At 29.7% G+C, this 23,163-nt stretch carries 23 protein-coding genes and 1 other RNA gene; 21 read left to right on the top strand and 3 right to left on the bottom strand.

The window, feature by feature from the left end:
* Nucleotides 1-138 precede the first annotated feature (138 nt).
* The 6 genes from VS182_RS00520 (at nucleotide 139) to VS182_RS00495 (ending at nucleotide 8,030) form a co-directional block, all read left to right on the top strand.
* The gene (locus VS182_RS00520; protein WP_479492600.1) at nucleotides 139-1,398 is read left to right on the top strand and encodes a hypothetical protein; all 1,260 of its coding nucleotides are present in this window, start codon (nucleotides 139-141) and stop codon (nucleotides 1,396-1,398) included.
* Nucleotides 1,329-1,772, top strand: coding sequence for a hypothetical protein (locus tag VS182_RS00515; RefSeq protein WP_479492599.1), 444 nt, complete (start codon nucleotides 1,329-1,331; stop codon nucleotides 1,770-1,772). The genes VS182_RS00520 and VS182_RS00515 overlap by 70 nt, the downstream gene beginning before the upstream one ends.
* A gap of 347 nt (nucleotides 1,773-2,119) precedes the next feature.
* Nucleotides 2,120-2,479 carry a hypothetical protein gene (locus VS182_RS00510; RefSeq protein ID WP_479484608.1) on the top strand — a complete coding sequence of 120 codons (360 nt, stop codon included), beginning with the start codon at nucleotides 2,120-2,122 and terminating at the stop codon, nucleotides 2,477-2,479.
* 1,487 nt (nucleotides 2,480-3,966) lie between these two features.
* The gene (locus tag VS182_RS00505; RefSeq protein WP_479488725.1) at nucleotides 3,967-4,113 is read left to right on the top strand and encodes a hypothetical protein; all 147 of its coding nucleotides are present in this window, start codon (nucleotides 3,967-3,969) and stop codon (nucleotides 4,111-4,113) included.
* A gap of 760 nt (nucleotides 4,114-4,873) precedes the next feature.
* Nucleotides 4,874-6,145: a hypothetical protein gene (locus VS182_RS00500; protein ID WP_479488724.1), complete on the top strand. Its 1,272-nt coding sequence runs from the start codon at nucleotides 4,874-4,876 to the stop codon at nucleotides 6,143-6,145.
* 454 nt (nucleotides 6,146-6,599) lie between these two features.
* Nucleotides 6,600-8,030 carry a hypothetical protein gene (locus tag VS182_RS00495; RefSeq protein WP_479492598.1) on the top strand — a complete coding sequence of 477 codons (1,431 nt, stop codon included), beginning with the start codon at nucleotides 6,600-6,602 and terminating at the stop codon, nucleotides 8,028-8,030.
* 724 nt (nucleotides 8,031-8,754) lie between these two features.
* On the opposite strand, the gene VS182_RS00490 is transcribed toward VS182_RS00495, so the two are convergent.
* From VS182_RS00490 to VS182_RS00480, 3 genes are all read right to left on the bottom strand, one after another.
* A complete protein-coding gene (locus tag VS182_RS00490) occupies nucleotides 8,755-9,426 on the bottom strand; it encodes a DedA family protein (protein ID WP_479484605.1) in 672 nt (223 codons plus the stop codon).
* Nucleotides 9,427-9,626: 200 nt separating this feature from the next.
* Nucleotides 9,627-10,048, bottom strand: an RNA gene (rnpB, locus tag VS182_RS00485) — RNase P RNA component class A.
* A 605-nt stretch (nucleotides 10,049-10,653) separates the two neighbouring features.
* On the bottom strand, nucleotides 10,654-11,676 hold the full coding sequence (locus VS182_RS00480; protein ID WP_479492597.1) for an FtsW/RodA/SpoVE family cell cycle protein: 1,023 nt from the start codon (nucleotides 11,674-11,676) through the stop codon (nucleotides 10,654-10,656).
* A 539-nt stretch (nucleotides 11,677-12,215) separates the two neighbouring features.
* Here VS182_RS00480 and VS182_RS00475 point away from each other — a divergent pair.
* From VS182_RS00475 to VS182_RS00405, 15 genes are all read left to right on the top strand, one after another.
* Complete coding sequence (locus VS182_RS00475) at nucleotides 12,216-12,677, top strand: DivIVA domain-containing protein (RefSeq protein ID WP_479484603.1); 462 nt, start codon at nucleotides 12,216-12,218, stop codon at nucleotides 12,675-12,677.
* A 102-nt stretch (nucleotides 12,678-12,779) separates the two neighbouring features.
* Nucleotides 12,780-13,184, top strand: a complete 405-nt coding sequence (locus VS182_RS00470; protein WP_479488722.1) for a hypothetical protein — start codon at nucleotides 12,780-12,782, stop codon at nucleotides 13,182-13,184.
* A 225-nt stretch (nucleotides 13,185-13,409) separates the two neighbouring features.
* Nucleotides 13,410-14,048, top strand: a complete 639-nt coding sequence (locus tag VS182_RS00465; protein WP_479485179.1) for an O-methyltransferase — start codon at nucleotides 13,410-13,412, stop codon at nucleotides 14,046-14,048.
* Between the two features lie 382 nt (nucleotides 14,049-14,430).
* Nucleotides 14,431-14,574 carry a hypothetical protein gene (locus VS182_RS00460; RefSeq protein WP_479484601.1) on the top strand — a complete coding sequence of 48 codons (144 nt, stop codon included), beginning with the start codon at nucleotides 14,431-14,433 and terminating at the stop codon, nucleotides 14,572-14,574.
* 865 nt (nucleotides 14,575-15,439) lie between these two features.
* Entirely contained in the window at nucleotides 15,440-16,126 is a 687-nt protein-coding gene (locus tag VS182_RS00455; RefSeq protein ID WP_479484600.1) for a response regulator transcription factor, read from the top strand.
* Nucleotides 16,127-16,575: 449 nt separating this feature from the next.
* Entirely contained in the window at nucleotides 16,576-17,352 is a 777-nt protein-coding gene (locus VS182_RS00450) for a TerC family protein (RefSeq protein ID WP_479484599.1), read from the top strand.
* A gap of 434 nt (nucleotides 17,353-17,786) precedes the next feature.
* Nucleotides 17,787-18,887 carry a GspE/PulE family protein gene (locus VS182_RS00445; protein ID WP_479484598.1) on the top strand — a complete coding sequence of 367 codons (1,101 nt, stop codon included), beginning with the start codon at nucleotides 17,787-17,789 and terminating at the stop codon, nucleotides 18,885-18,887.
* Nucleotides 18,868-19,869 carry a type II secretion system F family protein gene (locus VS182_RS00440; RefSeq protein ID WP_479484597.1) on the top strand — a complete coding sequence of 334 codons (1,002 nt, stop codon included), beginning with the start codon at nucleotides 18,868-18,870 and terminating at the stop codon, nucleotides 19,867-19,869. The genes VS182_RS00445 and VS182_RS00440 overlap by 20 nt, the downstream gene beginning before the upstream one ends.
* Before the next feature lie 13 nt (nucleotides 19,870-19,882).
* On the top strand, nucleotides 19,883-20,227 hold the full coding sequence (locus tag VS182_RS00435) for a competence type IV pilus major pilin ComGC (RefSeq protein ID WP_479484596.1): 345 nt from the start codon (nucleotides 19,883-19,885) through the stop codon (nucleotides 20,225-20,227).
* Nucleotides 20,224-20,661: a hypothetical protein gene (locus VS182_RS00430; protein WP_479484595.1), complete on the top strand. Its 438-nt coding sequence runs from the start codon at nucleotides 20,224-20,226 to the stop codon at nucleotides 20,659-20,661. The genes VS182_RS00435 and VS182_RS00430 overlap by 4 nt, the downstream gene beginning before the upstream one ends.
* A gap of 38 nt (nucleotides 20,662-20,699) precedes the next feature.
* Nucleotides 20,700-21,032 (top strand): hypothetical protein, encoded by a 333-nt coding sequence (locus VS182_RS00425; protein WP_479492596.1) that lies wholly within the window; start codon nucleotides 20,700-20,702, stop codon nucleotides 21,030-21,032.
* Nucleotides 21,033-21,085: 53 nt separating this feature from the next.
* Nucleotides 21,086-21,493 carry a hypothetical protein gene (locus tag VS182_RS00420; protein WP_479492595.1) on the top strand — a complete coding sequence of 136 codons (408 nt, stop codon included), beginning with the start codon at nucleotides 21,086-21,088 and terminating at the stop codon, nucleotides 21,491-21,493.
* Nucleotides 21,468-21,806 (top strand): hypothetical protein, encoded by a 339-nt coding sequence (locus VS182_RS00415; protein ID WP_479484592.1) that lies wholly within the window; start codon nucleotides 21,468-21,470, stop codon nucleotides 21,804-21,806. The genes VS182_RS00420 and VS182_RS00415 overlap by 26 nt, the downstream gene beginning before the upstream one ends.
* A 145-nt stretch (nucleotides 21,807-21,951) precedes the next feature.
* A complete protein-coding gene (locus VS182_RS00410; protein ID WP_479484591.1) occupies nucleotides 21,952-22,482 on the top strand; it encodes a shikimate kinase in 531 nt (176 codons plus the stop codon).
* Nucleotides 22,483-22,564: 82 nt separating this feature from the next.
* Entirely contained in the window at nucleotides 22,565-22,732 is a 168-nt protein-coding gene (locus VS182_RS00405) for a hypothetical protein (protein ID WP_479492594.1), read from the top strand.
* Nucleotides 22,733-23,163: the final 431 nt, after the last annotated feature.

Here is a 23,163-nt window from a genome sequence, read left to right as displayed (position 1 = left end):
TATTCATGACTTTAGCACAAGATACTAATTTTAAAAATATTTTTTCAGGACCAGTAGGTCCGCCTGGGCCAGCAGGGCCAATGGGTCCACCTGGAAGAGAAGGTCCGCCTGGAATTCCGGGTAGACCGGGTAAAAAAGGTGATATTGGTATACCTGGTCCACAAGGATATCCAGGAGAACCTGGTCCGCAAGGTAGGCAAGGGGAAGCTGGATTACCCGGACCACCAGGTAAGCAAGGGGAACCTGGGTTATCTGGCCCTAAAGGAGAAAAAGGAGACCCGGGAGAACCTGGTCCGCAAGGTAGGCAAGGGGAAGCTGGATTACCCGGACCACCAGGTAAGCAAGGGGAACCTGGGTTATCTGGCTCTAAAGGAGAAAAAGGAGACCCGGGAGAATCTGGTCCGCAAGGTAGGCAAGGGGAAGCTGGATTACCTGGCCCTAAAGGAGACCAAGGGGAAGCTGGAATGCCTGGCCCTAAAGGAGACCAAGGGGAAGCTGGAATGCCTGGCCCTAAAGGAGACCAAGGGGAAGCTGGAATGCCTGGTCCTAAGGGAGACCAAGGGGAAGCTGGAATGCCTGGTCCTAAGGGAGACCAAGGGGAAGCTGGAATGCCTGGTCCTAAAGGAGACCAAGGGGAAGCTGGAATACCTGGTCCTAAAGGAGACCAAGGGGAAGCTGGAATGCCTGGCCCTAAGGGAGACCAAGGGGAAGCTGGAATGCCTGGCCCTAAGGGAGACCAAGGGGAAGCTGGAATACCTGGCCCTAAAGGAGACCAAGGGGAAGCTGGAATGCCTGGTCTTAAAGGAGACCAAGGAGAAGCTGGAATGCCTGGTCTTAAAGGAGACCAAGGGGAAGCTGGAATGCCTGGCCCTAAGGGAGACCAAGGGGAAGCTGGAATACCTGGCTCTAAAGGAGACCAAGGGGAAGCTGGAATACCTGGCCCTAAAGGAGACCAAGGGGAAGCTGGAATACCTGGTCCTAAAGGAGACCAAGGGGAAGCTGGAATACCTGGCCCTAAAGGAGACCAAGGGGAAGCTGGAATACCTGGTCCTAAAGGAGACCAAGGGGAAGCTGGAATACCTGGTCCTAAAGGAGACCAAGGGGAAGCTGGAATGCCTGGTCCTAAAGGAGACCAAGGGGAAGCTGGAATACCTGGTCCTAAAGGAGACCAAGGGGAAGCTGGAATGCCTGGTCTTAAAGGAGACCAAGGAGAAGCTGGAATGCCTGGTCTTAAAGGAGACCAAGGGGAAGCTGGAATGCCTGGCCCTAAGGGAGACCAAGGGGAAGCTGGAATGCCTGGCCCTAAAGGAGACCAAGGGGAAGCTGGAATGCCTGGTCCTAAAGGAGACCAAGGAGAAGCTGGAATGCCTGGTCCTAAAGGGGATAGGGGTTTTGTAGGTCCTAGAGGGGAAGTTGGATCACCTGGCCCTAGAGGTGACAGGGGATTAGTAGGTCTTAGAGGAGCACAAGGTGATATAGGAAAGCGTGGTTTGCCCGGAGTACCTGGATTAAATGGAGCACCTGGAGCACCTGGAGCACCTGGTAGACGTGGTGAACCTGGCCCTCAGGGAGCACAAGGTGAAAAAGGCGATAAAGGTGAAAAAGGCGATAAAGGCGATAAAGGCGATAAAGGCGATAAAGGCGATAAAGGTGATAAAGGTGATAAAGGTTATAAAGGTGATAAAGGAGATAAAGGTTATAAAGGTTATAAAGGCGATAAAGGCGATAAAGGCGATAAAGGTGAAAGTATTTTATTAGCATTAAAAGGATAAAATTTAATAAAGATTGGGTTTCACTATTATTTCCAAGTAATAGTGCGATTCAGTCTTTTTTTATTTATTTAATGAATATAGTGTTTTATAAAATGTTTTTATATATTATCATTTGATTTATTTTTCGGATTGTATGTATTTATTTTATTTTTATCCAAAAATAAAAAAGACTTGTTTCTAATAGATATTTGTGGTAAATTGGTTTAGATGTTAATAACATTTGATATTAATTAATATAAATATTGTTCTAGAAACTTTTTTAGTTGATTTATGTTGCATAATTGATAATCATCCATAAAAAATCATATTAATTTAATTATTAATAATGATGGGAGTTATTTTTAATTATGAATAAAAAATATAGATTGATTTTAATATATATATTACCATTTATTTATATTTTTTCCTCGGGGTTTTTTATAGGTTTTTCTAATCCATATTATCGAGCAAATTCATCAACTACTAATGGTGTTGATCTTGTTAACAATACAGGAATGCTAAATAACAATCTTCGTGGTAATAACCAATATCTTTTATATGATCAGGCATCAATGGAAAATTTAGAAAATAAAACATACCCTAAAAAATCCCTTAGTATTGAGATGGGTTATTGGCAATCACTTTCACTTTCTCTAGCTGTTATTGTATTTTCATCATTACTTTCTTTATGTTTGAATAGATATATAAATGTTTTTAGAAATAGATAATATTTATTATTAGATTTAATTTATTTGAAAGTATTTTTTAATTTTAAATTGCTTTTTGATTTACTTTTAGAAACTATTTTTAACATTATATTTTAATATTAATATGATTTTAAATTATATCTATCACCCTTAATTAATAGATATATTAATTATCTTAATTTTTATTTGTATATAATATTATAATTTTCCTTTTGGTTAATTATAAGCCAAATTTTTTACGTGTGCTTTTTGCAATCAGATACGTATTTTTATATCTTTTTTTGGTACGTTGAAAGGATGATTCTTTGCCATCGATAATAAATATATCATATGTTAAGCTATATAATTATTTTCCATATAGATAGTATTTTATTTAATAATATGTTTTTTTAGCTATATATTATACTTTTTTATCGTTATTGCGATTAATATAAAAATTTTGTTCAATAAGTAAGTACGATCGATAAAAAATATGTAAAAAGTACTTTATTTTAAGCGTTTATTTTTGTTTCTTTAACATCTTTTTTTGGGGTTTTTAAAGTCAATTTGTTAACTTTTTCTACTATTTTTAAAAAAGTTCTTCTATTGACCCAAACTCTAGATATAAATTTTTTTAACATAAAGATTTTGTTTTAGCATACCCTCTATTTACATATCTATTTTGATTTTTAGAATAATTATTTTATTTTTTCCTAACCAATATAATATAGCAAAAAACAACAATAATATTATTCAGTATTATTGTTGTTTTTTGCTATATTATATTTTTGATCTAAAGATATAAACATTTTTTTATAAATTATCCCAATAAAAATTTTTATTATTAATTTCCTATACTAAAGTCTACTTACCAGTTTAATCAATTTGTCTAACCCGATTAAAATTATATCGGAGTTTTTATGCTGTACATTCAAAAAACAAAAAATGTAAATTATAAATAAAAACAAGATAATATATTATATTTTCAGATTTTGCACATGAAAATAGACATTCCCCTATCCCCTTTGTAAAATGTAAGCGTTACAACAAACACAACAGGATGACAAGGAATATTTATTCATTTTAGATTGACAAATAAATATCATTTGGTCAAATTATAGATACAAAAGCATATTTTTAACATATTCTTGGTATACCCCAAAAGGGATAATCTAAATAATCTTAAAACAAGGATTTAATTTTACTTGTGTATTAAAAACAGATATTATTATTTATCTTTTATGCATTAAAAAATCAATTAAAAAATTTTCGCAGTATATAAAAAAACAAAGATGCAGAAGTTTTTACCATTAAAAAAATAAAAGTATCATATTTATAAATATGAAGGGAAGCTTAATTTTATCGTCAATGCCGTTCTCCTTGTTTCTTTTAAGGAAGGTCAAGATATATCTAAAGCAAAAGCTTTTATTTGCGTAGATATGGAGCTAAATAATGAATAAATTCTAAATTATTATGCAAATAGGTGGGTAATTGAAACATATTTTAAAACAGCTAAAGTTAATCTTGCTTTGCAGGGATATCGAGTTAGATTAAGCGAAGCTTTAGATCGATACTTAATTTTACAGTTTTTTTTAGCGATTTATTGTATATATACAGGTAATCTTCTAAAGGTATTAATTAAATATCAGGTGAAAGAAGAAGCTGGTCTAATATAGGATATGATTTATATATTAATTTCATATTTTATCATTTGCCAAAAAAGAATTAAGATAGGGGCTAAAGACCTATTGTTATCCATTGAAATAGGTAGCCTAAATCTGCAAATACAGTTACAAAGGATACATATGGTAAAAAAATCCAAAAAGTCTAGTTTTGTTTTTTGGCTATTCATAAATATAATTAAATTTATCATAATAATACAAATATATAAATTCTCTTTTGTATAAAAAAATAATATTTTTATATTATAATCACCTTTGTAAGTTCATTTTTATAAATCCAAAGTTATGTTTTTTTAGCAAGAGCTTGTCCAAAAACACATGGAAAAGGTAGTTCCGGGAACTGACCGAAATCACTAAAAGCTTATAATAACGGCAATTTTCGAATTATGACTAATCGGCTATTTAATATTTCTGGACAAGTTCCAAGTATAGTTTAGATTTATTTTTATAGACCTATTAATATTTTTTATGGTGTTTAATCCAATTAATTACAATTAAAATTTTAAATATATTAAATTATATACTATTTGATGATATTTTATTTTCTTTATAAAATACAAATATTGTATTGAAGTGAATTTATCTTTCGTATTTCTTTATAAAATGTTATTATTTGTTTTTTTATACTTGAATATGTATGTGTACATAAGGTAGTATTTTGGTATAAACATTTTATATATTATATATAAACTTATACTTCTTATACTATTTTAATAGATTTAAAAATTTTACTTATAGAGGTGATTTTTTTTACATGAATATCAGTAAATTTGCTAAATTAAGCAGAATTTCTTTTATTGCGCTTACATCTGCATCTTTATTTTCATCTAGTATTTTTGCTAATGATTCTAGTTCATCATCCGTTGTGTCGGAACCAGCAAGTGTAGGACAAGTAGAATCAGGGGATGATTTCCCGGGAGTAAAACCAGATGTCGAAGAATCAAAATCAGATATAGAGGAAATAGATGAAGTTAAACATGAAGAATTTAAAATTATTTTTGATAGTAATTTGCTTAAAGTTTTAAATTCTCTTTTAATAACTAAAGATCTATCTGGTCAAAGTTCTATAGTTGATCTAGCATTTTTTGGTGAGAGTTTAGAATTTCATATTAAAGACATATTAGAAAAAGAATCTAATTTATATGATATCAATTTTGATCCCATGGAATTTAAGAATTTTCTAATTGATATAGCTAAACAACTTAAAGAGATACAAAATATTGATACATACAGTGATCATGAATTGATTTTTTCAAAGAAAGATTTATCGATAGATAAATATGAATTATATAAAAATCTATTGATTCAAGTTTTTAAACCATATTATAATTGGAAATCGCAGTTTTCTATTATTTCAAAAGATATTTCATCTAAATTGGCTATAGGTCTATTTAGTGCAATTGACCATCGTTCATTTAGTTCAGATACATATGATAGTTTTTTTAAAAAATTGATAAGTAATTTAAGTTTGAATGGATCGGATTTTAAAAATAATAATTCATTAGAAGGCGAATATTTCGGCGGTATTTCTGATGTTGATTTTTCTTCTAAAGAAAAGAATGAAGAATTACTAAATTCAACTATTAGATTGTCTAAATTAGCTAAAGGTGTTTTACCATTTTTGTTAAGTAAGGAAATGAAAAGTGATACGAATAAATATTCTTTTAGAGAACATCTTTTATTTTCTTTGATTTATATTAATTATGAAGATGATTTTATGGCAGATTTCTTTAAATCATTTCATGAAGCACGCAGTAAACGTGAAATTGATAAGAATAATATAGAATATAAACAAGTTTTACATGAAAGTTCAAATTCAATTCAAAAAACTTTATTAGAGAATAGTTTTATACTATTAGCTCTTGATAGGGATAATGAAAATATTCCAGTTTTTCCAAAAATAGAATTAGATGAAAAAATCACGAAAAGTAAGAAGGATGCAAAAAATATGAAAGAACTCGTAACTAAATTAAAAAAAGATCTTTCATTTTTAAAATTTAAATCTAACCGTAGAAAGGATGGATAATAAAAAAATTATATTCATTATTTTATATTTTCAATAATTATTATGTAATCATTTAAAATATACTAAAAATTTGCAAATAAATAATAATTAAAGATATAATTATTATTTATAAACCTCGGTGGTATTAAAACCATCGGGGTTTATTTAGAGTTTTGTTTAAATATCTTTTTATTCGAATTAAATTAATAGTGGACTTGTGCCTAAACTTTAAATATATTTTTGCAGTTTATATTGTAGACTTGACCGGAAATATTAATATATCTGATTATTAATGATGTAATTTAAACGCAAAAATTGTTATTATAATATCTTTTAGTTCATTAGATTATGTTCTTAAGCTCTCTTTATATAGATTTTCGGACCAGCTTTATTAATTATTTAGCTTAGCTGGATATATTATTTTTGTTATATTTTGTTTTATATTTTAAAAAAATATATAGAGGTGCATTATAAAATGTTTATTCGAAGATATCAGCAATTATATAAGTTATCTTTCTTGTTGATGATGTATACTTCTTGTATTGATTTTTCTTCTGCTGTATCGAATGAAGTTGTAAGAGATGAGGGAGGTATCATTAAAACAGATAATTTAGTAACACCTTCTTATTTTATTTCAAAGGAATTTGCTGATAAGATTAAGTTAATTTTAAAGCTAGGTCCAGAAGATAAAGAAATTATCAATCTACAGCATACGCTGACTTTAATGAGAATTTGGATAAATAATACTTTGGATGAGAATACATTTTCGGTGAAATCTGATTTTTTTAATTATGATAAATTTGGAGTTACTTTTACTGATTTTCTTACTATTTTAGCTAGGGGATTAGCATCAGACAGTTTAACAACTGATGTACATAATAATATTAATTTAACCAGTTTTATTAATTCTTTAAAAAATATTAACAATGAAGATAAGAGAATATATAATTTATATGCTGCTATTTTTGTTGATATTTATCATAAATATCAAAGCAAAATATATAATAATTTTACTTTTGAATTAGCTGAACATAAGTTACAATTTTTGGCACAACAAATTGTAAAATCCTTTCAATTGCATGATTTTCAAGCTGTTAATCCTTTAGATCACTTCTTGCACAACTTATCTACTAATATATTTAAAGATCACAATTATTCGATTTATCAAATGCGTTCCAAACTTTCATTTATATTGTCACAACCTACATTAGGCGCCCTTAAAGATGAAGATTTTCAATCTTTAGATGATTTAATATCACTTATGAGTGATAACTATAGATTATGTGATATGGTAAAAGGACTTTTGCCATTACTCATAAACCCTGATATTACTTTAGATGATGATTATTATTGGATTGCTCTACTTTCTTTTACTCGTTCGGATTCCTCTGAGCTTTATTCAGGATTTTTAACATCCTTACATAGATATATAAAGCAGGAGATTGATGAAAGTATAAATAATGATTTAAGACCAGTTATTTTTAATGAAAAAGCAACTTATGATGAATTTAATTTATATAACATACAATTTTTGATATATCTAGCTGAGATATTAAAAACAAAAGATTTGCAACAATCCAATATCGCCACAGATGATTTTCAATCAGATGAAGTTAAATATAGTGAATTTAGTTTTACACAACCTTTAGCTTATATTGATGAAGATCGTTCTTTGTTTAATTTGTTATATTTATATAAATTAATAAACAATGAAGTTAAATATTATCGCGATTTATGGTATACGACAAATAAACAAGGACACAAGATTCGGATTATAAACTTCAATTTATGCCCAGGTGAAGAGCTTAGTATGCAAGCTAGCTTAGATCTTCATTTAAAAATAGATGTTAGGAATACAGACGATACCTTTTTATTATTTAATGATTTAATAGATATAAATACCTAATTCAAATAATATTATAGATATAATCATTTCATTTATATTTAATAAACCATTTTTGATTTGGTATTAATCAACTAGCTTAAATTAATACCAACACATTATTTTCTATGTCTCTATTCAACTGATTTTATTCTGTGTCAAGAAAAGAAAGTTATTAACAGCAGATCGAAGGGCCTATTCCCGTCAATTCAACATTTATCCTAAATCTACAAATACACTTAAAATTATAAATATGGTAAAAAGCCGAAAGTTTAGGTTTGTTTAGAGATCATTTGTAAATATAATTATATTTACAAATGATCTAAATCATTATTATCATGCAAGTTAGAAGACGGATTCTTGATTACCTAAAAATTAAAAATTATGGCCTTATTTTTTTTGCAATTACAGTCATACAAAGTATAATAAGTGATTGTTACTAAGCCTAGTTTTTATATGTAGTTCAGCTACATGAACTTTAGAATATTTTTTATAGCACAATAATTTAATAAACAATCTTAATTTTAAAATATAGATATATTTTTTAATTATAAATTATATTTTTAATGATTAATATCTTGATGAATTATATTTCGATTATCCCTATTTTTATATCTATTTAACATTTTTAATTAATTATTGATAATTTCGGTAATTCCCAAAATGCTTTTTTAAATAGGTAAAGTATTTTGGGAATTATTCCATTAGAATAATTCCGTTTATTATTTATTATTGTTTTTGTTATTACTTAATTATTACTTTGCTTATTACTTTTTTTATGTTTTTTTTGGTTTTTAAAAGGTATAGGCCATTTAAAAATTTGCCAAATATATATCGTTAGAATTATTATAATTATAAAGATAAGTATATAAAAATTGTATTTAGGTATAATTTCAATTAATAATTTATAATACGGATTTAAGATATATCCTATACCGATAAAAGTATTACACCATATTATGGCTCCTATGTAGGCGTATGCTGCAAAAATTCTATAAGGTTTTGCATATATACCTGCTAAGTATGCTGTTAAATGTCTTACGAATGGTATGAAGTAACCAAATAGTAAAAGCCAATTCCCGTGTTTTTTAAACATTTTTCTTGTAATCTCAATCTTTTTTTCGGTAATGAAAATTTTGCTACCTATTTTTTGAATAAGAGGATAGCCGAATTTTCTTCCTAAGGTATAACTGATAGTTACACCACAAATGGAACCAAAGATAGCGCTTATTAAGGTTGGTGCAAAACTTAGTGCTTCGTTAGCTACCATATGTCCTAAAAAAATCATAACAATTTCATCAGGTAGTGGAAATGCAACGATCCCTAAGATAAGAAATAAAGAAATAAAAATGTAAAAATATTCTTCTATAAAAGGCGTTTCCAAGATCTCCTGTAAAAAATTAAGAATAGCTTCTTGCATAAAAAACGCCCTTTCGCTTGATATTTTGCTCCTTTTTTAGCGCTAAGGACATACTTGATGAAAATAGTATGGATTTTATGAACCATCTGTTATTGTATCATATTGTTATAAATAATTTCTATAAAAACTAAAGCCACCCTGCATATAGGTAACTATAAAAATTACCTTAAAAGGGTGGCTTCGGTACGAGCGGGTTACTAAAGAAAAGGAAACATTAAGCCGAGTTCTGTACTCCATGCGGTTAAGCGATACGCTCATATATCTCCCGCGTAGCGAAGTGGCAATCATCTGTCTAGGCATAGCATTACTACTATGCTCAAGCGACCCAACCCGGGATCACTGTGGGCCACAGCTACGTGATTAATCACGAAGATCCTCTATCCGGTCTTGCTCCGAGTGGGGTTTACCTAGCCAACGTGTCTCCACGTTGCTGGTGCGCTCTTACCGCACCGTTGCACCCTTACCTCGTCAAAAAAAAGACGTTTGGCGGTTCTCATTTCTGTGGCACTAGCCTTAGGGTTACCCCCACCGGCCGTTAACCGGCACCCTGACCCTATGGAGCTCGGACTTTCCTCCCGTGAAGCCTTTCGGCTATATCACCGGCGATTGCCTTGTTTCCTCATCTTCATCAAACATGATTATATCAAAGTATTTGTTCAATGAGCAACCAGTTACTTAGATAAGAGCTGATATGAGATTAATTTTAATTAAATCAGATTTTTGTGTTATTTTTTTAATAGATAATTTTTCTTTTCAAATACATATAAAAAAGTTATGATTAAAATGGCTATTTTTTAATTTGTTTATAAAGCTTTTTTATAAAAATGAAAGATTAACACAATATTAAAATAATATTAACACAATATTAACACAATATTAAAATAAGATGAATAAAATATTAAAATAAGATGAATAAAATATTAAAATAAGATGAATAAAATATTAAATAATATTCATAAAGAATCATTTTGCCAAATGTTTAAATTAATTATTTCTAATATTTAATTTATTTTATATATTATTTTACATTCATTATGCTATTTAATCATAATTTGTTAATCCGTGCCGGATATCCCGGCACGTTTATTAATTATTTTACTTTTTTTATGTGGGCTTTTTTACGTGAGGATTTAAGCCTTTGCACCGGTGGCTTTTTCCACTTTGTATATGATTAGCTTTTGTGGCGTGAATTATGACAAGTAGTTTTATTAGTTATTAATTTTAATATTAGTTTTTCTTTTGACAATATCTTGAAATATTAAGCAAAATACCCAATTGAACTAATTTAACGATTAACACTGTACCGCCATAGCTTATGAGTGGTAAGGGGATACCCGTTACAGGAAGTAAGGCGGTTGCTACACCTATGTTACAGATTACTTCTATTGTTAATAGGGATATCAACCCTATAGCTAATAGCATGCCGAATAGATCTTGAGCTTGAAGTGCAATTTTGATCCCTCGAAAAAATAACATACCGAATAAAATAAGGATAAATGATGCACCGATCAAACCTGTTTCTTCGACGATAATGGAAAAAATAAAATCGGTATGTGCTTCAGGTAAATAATCTAATTTTTGAATACCTTTTCCCAGACCAAGGCCTGTAAGTCCACCAGTATTAATAGCTAGCAGTGATTGCAAAGTTTGATAACCATGGCCTAAGGGATCTGATAAAGGATCAAATACACTTATAAGCCGATTTAGGCGATATTCTTTTGCGAAAAAAATTATGACCACGACTGGTAACAAACCAAGACCTAACCACATAATATGTTTCCACATTAATCCAGAACAGAACATAATGATTAGACAGGTTGTTAATAAAATAAGGGCTGTACTAAAATGGGGTTGTAAAATTAATAAAGTGCATGCAACAGCAATAACGCTTAGAGGGGCAATAACAGCTTTCCCAAAAGATGTAATTACCTTTTGTTTTTGGGACATAATAGATGCTATGTAAATTATGAAACCTATCTTTACCATTTCTGATGGTTGGAAAGAAATATCATTACCTAATTCTAACCATCTTTTAGCACCATTAGTTTCTTTACCAAATATTAGGACGGTAATTAGTAGAGCAAAACAGATGATCAAAATATTTCCTAAGTTTTTTTTATAGATTTTGTAGGGTATATTGGCAAAAATGAAAAAAAGGATAATACCTATTAAAGCCAGGAGTGTTTGTTTATAAATTAAACTGTAATTAAAACCTGATGAACCGATATGATAACTTGTGCTAAAGACCATGATAAGCCCAAAGCCCAAAAGGCATAACGTAATTAAGATAAGCCAATAATCAGGTTTGCTTTTTTGCAATCCCATCAACCTCTTTTATCATAATAAAAAATTAAATACTTGTATGGGCGATTTTACACTTATTTTACAACTTAGGACAAGCATAGGCATACTTTTTGTACTTGAATTTTTGTCTTTATGTTATTTTGAGCACATAACTATTTTGAGCACATAACTATTTTGAGCACATAACTATTTTGAGCACATAACTATTTTGAGCACATAACTATTTTGAACACATAACTTTTTTTGGTTATATAGTTTTTATATTATATAATGTTTAAAATAAATCGATATTTCATTTAATATGTGTTTTTTACCTATTATTTGTTTATAATAAGCGCCCGGAAATTTTTATATGGTATACAAAGAACAAAATTTAAATATTTGGGTATATTTTTTGTTCTACCTGTTCTCTGATTGCGTACAGGATTTTGTAGTAGGCACATTTACTGTAGGAAGCGCCATTGTAGAGGAAGGGGTAAAATAAAATGAATGGTGTAAGAGCTCGTTTAAAGCCTATCGATATTTTTAACAAAGATTTTAAACAGGCATTCCGTGGTTACGATAAAATGGAAGTTAATGAATTTTTAGATCAAGTTATCAAATGTTATGAAGATATTTTGCAAGAGAATCAACAATTGAAAGATCAAATGACGAAATTTATTAATGAGTCTAATAAAAAAACAGTTAAACAAAAAAATGCACCGTCTGCAGTTGATACTTTAGAGGTTACAGATAGTGAATTATCTTTGCGTGGTAATAATAATTTAAGTAATACAAATTCTTTCAGAAATACTTTGCCTAATATGGCGAATTCTGGGCGTAGGTATAGGCAAGCACCAGGTGATGATAGTATGCAAAACTTAACCAAACAAATCGAGAAAGTACTTTCTCGATTGGAATATTTGGAAGAGAATTTTGAATATCTTCGTAAACAGATTACTAAATAATTTTTAATCAGCATGCTGATTAAATCCCTACTTATTTTTTTATCATAAGTATCCATACTATAGCTATGGCTTTATAGTTTGTGTGGAAGGAGCCTATGTTAATTGAGTAAAAAAAAGGGTAAGCGTGCTACTCATCCCCAGAAACGGCATCAAAATAATAAAAATTCTCCTAATGACCAAGAAGAATTTGGCGATATGGAGGCAGCTGATGACATGGCTGCCTTTCCGTATACCTCTATACAACAACCAAAAGATGTATTACACCGTAATAAACAAGGGAATGATTTTGATAAAAGGCAAGATGTAGGCTTATCTTTAGGTGTTGCCGGGATAGTGGTTGCTATTTTTTCCTTCTTTGTATGGCCTTTTCTATTTGCTCCTTTGTCAATTTTTCTTGGCGTTTTATCGATAAAACGCCAAGTTACGACAGGATGGTGGGCTATTTTATTAGGATCTTTCACATTTTTACTAGCTATTATTTGGGAGCCACTTCATATTTTGTTTTAATATCTTTGGTTTAATCAACTAAACAGAACCTTGGAAATTATATATAATTATCTTTTAAGGTTCTGTTTAGTTATTATTTTTTTAATTTTTAAAATTTCCTGAATTATACTAAGTGATGTTAGTTATTTTATTAGACCGAACATGATTTTTGTTATAAACTACTTTTATAAACTATTTATGTATCTTTCGTAATTATTTTTTAAACGTTATTTTTAAAAGGTTGGGATATTTCTGCATAATGTAGATTATATAAGAAATTTATTTGCACAAGAAGATGATATATTAAAAGAAGTTTTATATGAACTTAAACAGAAAGATATACCGCCTATGTCCATTCCGGCGGAAGTTGGTCATTTTTTATACATATTACTTAAAATGCTTTCACCAAAAAATGTGTTAGAACTTGGTACCCTAGGTGGATATAGTACTATTTGGTTAGCGCGGGCTTTATCTAGAAATAAAGATAGTCATTTATGGACAGTAGATCTTTCTGTTCAACGTATTGAAATGGCCAAAAAGAACCTTAAAAAAGCAGGTATTGAAGGTGTCACTTACTGTGTAGGATCAGCTGAGGAATGGCTTTATTATTTTCTAGCTCAAGGCAAAAAATTTGATTTCTTTTTTATCGATGCTGATAAGCAGGGTTGTCCATTATATTTAGAATTGGCTTACAAATTAGCTAACAAAGGATCTGTAATCGTTATAGATAATTTATTAAATAAAGCTATTTTTAAGGATGAAGATAAAAGACCTGTATTTGCTAAAACACTCCATGATTTTAATGTTAAAATAGCAAATGATAATCGTTTTATTTCAACTATTCTCCCAATAGGGGATGGTTTAGGATTATTTTATACATTATAATATACAAAGAACATCCTAATATATTAAATAATCTGCAGATCGTATTTTTTCTTTCGGTTAGCACCGTAATCTTTTTTATTTGCAGTTTATTTTTTTCTTATGATCTTCATAATCTTTTTTAGCTTGTCTCATAATTTGAGTTATTTCTAATTTGTGTGATACTGATTTTACAAATTTGTATAGTTTAGGAAATTTTATTTGGAAAGGTTTTTTGTCTTTCTTATTCATTTTGCAAAATTTATCATGTAAATTTGGGAATTTCGTTTTTAACTTCAATAATTTATTTTTAGACCATGAGTGTCCTTTTTCCAATCTCATGAAAATCCAGAATAAAATGGGTTTTGGCCAGCTATATTTCTGAGATAAATAGAATAGACCTGCAATGATTAGAGGTATTCCCGGACCTGGAATACCAGGAAATGAAAGCGTTAGACCGAGCAAGATGCAAATCCAACCTCGAAGTAGAGGACTTTTCATCGAACTAGATGAATTATTGTTTGAAGGTTTTTTCTTCATTGTTATATAATGGCGCTCCTTCATGATTGGTTTTTATCAAATATTTGCCAAGATATCATTCGGATCCCTGAGTCTAGTTTATTTTGCGAATGTGCCATTAAAAAGGTTTTTATTTAGATTTGCTAAAAATAAATACTATAGTTTTTAAATGTCATTTTTTAAAAAAACTAAAAAACTAAATTTTAAATAATAAAATTACCATTCTTAATAAGGGGAGTTTAGCAATTTTTGGAATTAAAAAGAAGCTGAACTTTATAATTAAAGCAGCTTCTTTGAGTTAAAAATTAAATTATAAAATATCAATGAATTATATTTTACAGGGTAGTGGGTTCAAAATCAAGTTTAGGTGTATGTTTGTTATTAATATGTTATAATTTTGGTAATGTTAATTTTATATTAAAATTAACATTAAAATTAATAATATATTGTTTTTGATTAGCTTTTAACATTCTTAAGGTTGCTTACAACGCTTCGCAATAGTATTTTTATTTTTTATGTAAAATTTATTTTTTATTTTGATTTAATTATAAACAATAATTCTTATATTTTAAATTGATCATTTTTTTTATAATTATTCAAAAAACAAATAAATTCTAAACAAATAACACGCAAATAGCAAAAAAATAATAAGCTAATTATTAAGCTATTTAAATGATAGACTTGTCCAGAAATATTAATATAGCCGATTAGTAATGATGTAGTTTAAACATAAAAATAGCCATTATCATCTCTTTTAAGTTCTTTTAATTAGGTTCTTAAACTTTCTTTATAGAGGTTTTGGGACAAGTTCGAGGCAATTATACATAAAATGCCTAAACATATAATTATAAATATTTATATGTTGTCTTATATCGTTAAGGAGGGAGCATTATATTTTGTTCAAGATATTTATCATACAAGATAATTTCAACATAAATACATTGTTAAAAAAAAATATCGAGCAACATGGCTATACAGTTATTATTGCCAATGATTTTTTAAATATCCAGAATCATTTTTGTGATATAAGTCCTGATTTATTGATGATCAATACTAAACTGCCTTTTTTTGATGGACTATACTGGTGTAAAAAAGTTCGTGATGTTTCAGCTTGTCCCATTTTATTTATCGGTGTTGGTGATTGCAAAACATTACAGCTGCAAGCGCTTGAAGCTGGTGCAGATGATTATTTATGTGAGCCATTAGACCATGAGGTTGTCATAGCTAAAATACGTAGTCATTTACGGCGCGTTTATGGAGCATATTCTGTTATGCAAAGGGAACGTGTGTTATTCTATGGTTCGATGGTTCTTTATCCAGAACGTTTTTTGTTGATGGTCGATAAAGAGAAAATAGAATTAAGTAAAAAAGAAATGATGTTATTGGAAATATTGTTTCAGTATTCTTTCCGTATTGTAAGTAGAGAAAGTTTACTATCTAAATTATGGGATGACAAAAAATTTATTGATGAAAATACACTCAATGTGTGTATTACACGTATGCGTAAAAAATTACGATATGTAGGTATGGATGGGTGTATTGAAACAGTTCGTGGTATAGGTTATCGCTTACGTATAAGATGAAGTTTATCTCTCGGGTTATTTTGGCCAATCTTGGAAATGATATTTTAACAAGTTTGAAAAAAGAAAAAGTCTTACAAGAAAAAACAAAAAACAAAAAAAACAAAAAAACAAAAAATAATTTTATAAAAAATTTTGTTATTTTGTAGATGGTATTAGTTTTTGTGTAATACGATACAATAAGCAATGAAATTTATTAATTTAAAAAATTATTTCTTTTTATAGATATTTATGGAACTTGTGCTTTTTTGACCATTTTATGCCAGGTATTTAGCTATCATACTTATATATTTTTTAAATTTTGGTTTATATATTTTTACTTATATATTTTCCTCTTTTTTAGAAATTTTTTTGTTTTTGCTTTTTTATTTGTTAAGTTATGCATTGGTTATGTTATTTTTTGAGATATGTAATTTTAAAACTTGATTCAAAGAAAGGAATAGGTTATATATATGGATTTTTCCCTTTTAAATTATTTTTCTTTGGATGGTTTTTCTTGGGTAAATGTTTTTAAGATCATTTTAATGGATATTGTTTTAGCCGGAGATAACGCTATTGTGATTGCTATTGCGGCAAATAGATTACCGCTTAAACAACGACGTTTTGTTATTTTCTTAGGGACATTTTTTGCTATTGTTTTCCGCGCTGCTTTAACATTTGGTACCGTGGAATTACTGAGTTTACCTTGGTTGAGATTTATAGGTGGTGTTTTGTTATTATTTATTGCTGTTAAATTATTGACCTCGACGGATATTACGTCATCGAATGATTCATCAAATGAGCAAAGCAGTAGAAGTGATCTTTGGAAAGCTATTCAAACAATTTTTATTGCAGATGTTGTTATGAGTTTAGATAACGTATTAGCTATAGCTGCATCAGCTGAAGGTAGTCATTTACTTATTATCATTGGCCTTTTAGTAAGCGTGCCAATTGTGGTCTGGGGTAGTCAGTTAGTATCAAAACTATTACATCGTTTTCCCATTGTCATATATATAGGTACAGCTGTTTTAGGGCATGCAGCTGCTAAAATTATTTTAGAAGAGGAATTTGTAAAGGATTATTTTCAAAGCATAGATCAATTATTCACCTATTTAACATACGTTGTTTTAACTGTATTGCCTGTATTAGTAGGATATTTGTGGCAAAAGCGCAAGTTATCACAAAAAATAAACGAGGACTATGAGCATAAAAAAAATGAAGATGATAATCAAACTGATCAATCTGCGTGATTAATTAAATATTTTTTTATGAAATATGTTTACAAGTTTAAATATTACTTTGTATGCATATTTTTTGTTTTTATTTTTTATATATATTCCATTTTTATATATATTTCATTTTTATATCTATATATGTTAATTTAATATATATAGATATAAAAATGAAATATGTACAAACAACTTAACCTTAAAAAATTTTTAATAATATCTATTATTTTAAAATTAATAAAATGATATAAAAGGATAAACAAGATAATATAAAAGGATAACGAAATATAATATAAAAAGTATAAAAAAATATAAAAATAACTAAATATATAAAATTAATATTAATATATGAAAATATAAAATCCAAAATTAAAATATTATATTAGCAGGAATAATGAACTAGTTCTAGAAAACATAAATATAAACTTTTTTCTTCCTTGAAAGGAGCCGGCGTTTTGGATGTTGTATCATTTGTAGAACACATGTTTTTGGAAGCTCTTGAACGCAAGGCGAGTGATATTCATCTTGAAGCTTTGCCTGGTGGATTTTGTGTTCATTTTCGTATTAATGGTCGTTTATTTCGGGGTTCTCAATTATTTAAGGAAGAATCGAGTAAGGTTATTATGCATTTGAAAGTAATGGGTAATTTGGATATTAGTAAGCGCCATTTACCGCAGGATGGTCATTTTTCACTTAACTTGCGTAGGTATAAAGTTTCATTGCGTATTTCTACCTTGCCAACAGCGCATGGTGAACGTGTTGCTTTGCGTTTGTTGCCTGTTAACCATCATTGGATGTCATGGGGTCAATTAGGTTTATTCAGTGAACAAGCACAACAGTTAGCTCATTGGTTGATGGGTGGAGGTGGTTTGTTAGTTGTCACAGGTCCTACAGGTACAGGGAAGACAACGACGCTTTATATGATGTTAAAACATCTTTATCGCAAAAATTGCAATGTGATTACTTTAGAAGACCCTATTGAACAAATTATTGCTGGTATTAGTCAAGTGCAAATTAATCCCAAAGCGGGCTTAACTTTTTCAGTTATTTTACGCGCTATTTTACGCCAAGATCCTGATAGTATTATGATTGGTGAAATCCGTGATCATGAGACAGCCGATATAGCTATTCGAGCAGCTTTAACAGGTCATTTAGTCTTAACGAGCTTGCATACTGTAGATGCTGTGAGTGTGGTTACGCGTTTGTTAGATATGGGGATTGCTCCATATAAGCTGTCAGCAGCTTTGCGTGGTATTGTGGCACAACGTTTGTTGCGTAAAAATTGTGTGAAATGTCACAATAGTGATATTAAATGTCACCATTGTTTACAAAGTGGTTACCAAGGACGTATTGGTATCTTTGAATTGTTACCTATTGACGAAATATTACAACAATATATTATAAAACAAGCTTCTTTGACCCTGTTTAGACAACATGTAAAAAAAATGGGTATTTTATCATTAGAAAAAATTTTGCAGCTGAAAAATATTCGTATGCAAACCGACAAAACAGAACGAGAGAGGGTGATGATGTCTCTTGGGGCGTTTAAAGCTTAAAAATTGTGCCCATTTAAGTAGATGTTTAGCGAATTTATTAGCTAGTGGGCTGCCTTTACTTACTGCTATTAAGTTGCTACAAGAAGAAGCTTTATTGCCTAATCCTATAGCTCAGAGGACGCTTTTAAATCTTAAACAGGGAAAGTCATTAGCTGAAATCTGGAAACAGGAAAAAATGCCTAAATTGCTTGTTTCTTGGCTTGAGATTGCAGAAGAGCAAGGTGATTATGTTATCAGCTTGGAACAAAGTGCACTTTTTTATCATCATTGTGCTATCCTGAGTGAACAGTTTCAGCGTCTTGTGCGTTATCCTTTTTTTGTATTTTTTATGACATCAATTGTTTTTTTGTGGATTTGGAAAATGATCATGCCTCAATTTGCTAATTTATACAATACATTACAAATATCACCACCTAGTTACTTAGATTTTGTTTTTAATTTCATGCTTGTGTTTCAAATTATGTGTTGGATAATGCCTTTGATTGTATATTTTGCTTACAAAAAAATGCATAAGAGATATCTCTTTTTTCTTTTACAACATACACCTATTATGAAGCAAATAACGAGCACATTTGCTACATATTTTATTGTCCATCAACTAATGATTTCCTTAAAATCTGGTTTACCTATTATGCGCGGATTAGAATTAGCAGCTTCAACAGCCCCTTGGCCTCAGTTAGCGTATGCTATTAATCGCGTTAAAGAGCGTGTTCTACAAGGGAAAGAACTAGCATTGGCTTTTAAGCCTGAAAAACTATTTTTAAGCACCTTATATCATATGACTATTCTAGGTGAAGCCGGTGGATGTTGTGAACAGCTTTGGGAGCATTTAACGAAGTCTACTTTAGAGTCTTTAAAAAACCAAATCAAAAGTATACTTTTATGGTTAGAACCACTTATTTTATGTATTGCAGGATTTGGTGTCGCTATTTTAGTCCTAAGCTGGATGATGCCTTTTATGACCTTGATTGAAGGTATTTAAGGAGATGACCTCTATGTCTAAAAAAGTTATCTATCCTAAAGAAGCGGGTTTTACATTATTAGAAATGCTCGTCGTCTTAGTTATCATGGGTTTACTTTTATCATTAGCGATGCCTAATTTTAAAACAGCAATGGATAAAGCTAATCAACGAGCTGATGATGTGAATCGACAACTGATCGTGGCGCAAATAGATCAGTATATTTTTGAACAAGGAAAAAATCCGCAATCTATAGATGAACTGGTTCAAAAAGGATATTTGCGCGCTAAACCAACTTGTCCTCTAAATAATGGAGAATATATTTTAAGTGTAGATCAGTCTATGACACAGACACCGCAAAATCGGATAAGCTGTAAATGAGAGAGTCAGAACGTGGTACAATGCTGATTGAATCGACGATTAGTCTCACAATTTGTATGTTAATTTTGAGTTTTTATTTAAATATATCTGCTAACATGATCCATAAAGTTTCTTCAATGAAAGCTTTACAAGAAATAACGGCTGCTATTTTAGAAGCCAAATTACATTCCATGGTTCGGCAGTGTAAGGTTACTATTTTGTTAGCTAAAGCAGGTTATATATGGTGTGAAGGTGACTTATTACAAGTATATCATTGGTCAGATACTTATAAATTTGATAGCAACTTCCCTGGTAATAGAATTACCTTTAGCAAAAACGGCATATCTCGCGGAGGTAGTATATATTTATATTTAAATCATAATTATGCCGGTAAGTTAGTAATCAACGTTTCGACAGCTAATATAAACATAATACCTGCTCATATACAATTATGAACAAAGGCCAAAAAGGTTTTTGGTTAATTGATTTTACCATGTCTATTTTTATTTTTAGTACAAGTTTACTTGCTTTTTGGCAACTTAAGATATGGGTACAACAAAAAAACGTGGCTCAACAATTGAGACTAGAAGCTCATTTAACAATGCAAGCTTTTATAGAAGGACAAAGGTATGTTAAAAAAAAGATTCGATACGATACTTTTTCTATATCAAGTAAATGGCATGCTTTTACAACCTATAATTTACTATCCCAAATCGAGGAAAGTGGGGCTAATTTATGGCGTATTACCGTAAAAGTAAATTGGCGCGATCCTTTAGGTATCGAACAAAAATCGATCCTTATATTAGATCTAAAGGATTCCTCTTAAGTGAGGCTATCTTAGCCCTAACAATTATTTGTTTTTTTTTACCTTTTTTTTTGATGATATATCAAACATTTAACAATGATATTTATCATAATACAGTGAAAAATCAAATAATAATGCGTACTTTAAGTAGCTTCCTTGTTTTAAAAGATGAATTGCGCTATGCTAAAGATATAAAATATGTTAATTTACAAAGTATTATTTGTGAATTCCCAAATAATACAAAAGTATCTTATACATTTAAAAATGGACAATTAATCCGTCAAATAGCACATGATTCAGCCAAATTTCAGGGATGGGGAATTATCATTTCTGATATCAAAGACCTTATTTTTCAGCCTTTAACAAAGGGCTTTTTAATTAAATTAACATTACTAGATATAAAGAGACGTATGGACGTACCATTTCAAATGGCTTTTACGATAGGGGGATATACGCTTGCACAAGAGAGCATATTTACCTAATGGTTTCTTCACCCCTATGGTTGGTATATGGACAAGTTTAATTTTTATCAGTTGCTTGACTTTAATAAGTTCATCTTGGTATATAAACCGCTTCATCAACCTCTATATTGAAGGTGATTTTTTGCGATATGCGGCTGAAAATGCTTTAATATACGTCAGATTCCAGACGGGAGATAGATTACCATTTTATAAAAATATCATGAATTATCCCGTTTATATACAAGAAATCACTTTTGCGGATAAACAATACTTCCAAGCAACAGCTTTTGGTAGAAATGGCACTAAACACACTTTATTTAATGAAATAAAATAATAAATAAAAGATATAAAAAGAATTATAAAACAGAATATATGAATTATTTTAAATGAACAGTATTAAAACAAAGAAAATAAAAAATAAAAAATAAAAAGGTGGATGAGGAAAACTGCCCTGTAAATCATTTTTACCTGATCCCATGGTGAAACATCATCTCATTTTAGTTGGTTTTATGGGAAGTGGTAAAAGTACTTTAGCTCCTATTATTGCTAAGAAGATGAAAGCACCACATTTTGATACAGATCAAATATTTGTACAAAATACACAGATGGAGATTTCTGCTTTTTTTAAAAAATATGGAGAAAGTGCGTTCCGATCATTAGAGCAAGAAATACTTTATGAGTTGCTAAAATCACCTACATCGGTGATTGCGACTGGTGGTGGTATGATGATAAACCCTCTTAATAGAAAAAGGATGTATCAGGCAGGATTTATTGTACATCTTCGTGTTCATTGGCCCATTATTCGAGCGCGTCTGGAAAAACAAATTTTGCAACGTCCCATGCTTAAAGGTACGCCTATGCAACAGGAGGCTTTGTTTTGGAAAAGGCTTTCTTATTATGCTAAGGCTGACTATGTTATTGATGCCAGTAAATCACCTAAATTTGTGGCATCTTGTATTATAAGTTGGTGGAGATTGCAAAGATGGTTGTCAAATATACCTAATCCATAGATTTAAATGCCATATACATCTTTTAGATTAAATTTATGAAATGATTTTAATTATTATATTTTTTGGTTAGAATAGTGGTGAGGTGAATAGTATAATGAAATTCCAAGATCTTTTACGTTATTCTATTGAAAGAACAATGCAAAAAAGGGGAGATGTTCATAAAGAACCATTTTCACAAAGATGGTTTGGTATTTTGCCATCTTTATTGCGTTTACAATTCAATAATCTCAAAAAAAAAATTTTAAAATAAATATTTCTAAAGCAAATGCTCATTAAGCAATCCGTGTTTTTTTTAAAATTAAATTAGGATTGCTTTTACTTTTCATTTATGAGACATGTTTCAAAAGTATAATATATGAGATTTTACTTAATTATTGCCATCTGATTTAATTTTAGAAATTAATTAATCAAAATAAAAATTTATTACAACTAATATTGGTATATAAATTAAAATCAGATAATTATAAAAGGAATAATATTTTTTAATTAAACCCCTTTATGCTGTTTAATGGCTTTGAATACGTGATATAAAATCAAATAAAGAAGCGCTGATTATATTTTATTTTTTTTATATTTTTAAAAAAATACTATAACGCTTTTAAAACATGTTTAATTAATAAATTGTACTTTTCGGAAAATGCAGTAAAAAATTGTAAATTCGATTTTGGGAAGGAAAATAGG

It is taken from the genome of Pasteuria ramosa (assembly GCF_056496785.1).
The sequence above is the reverse complement of the archived record's forward strand: the minus strand, read 5'-3'. Positions and strand labels throughout refer to the sequence as shown.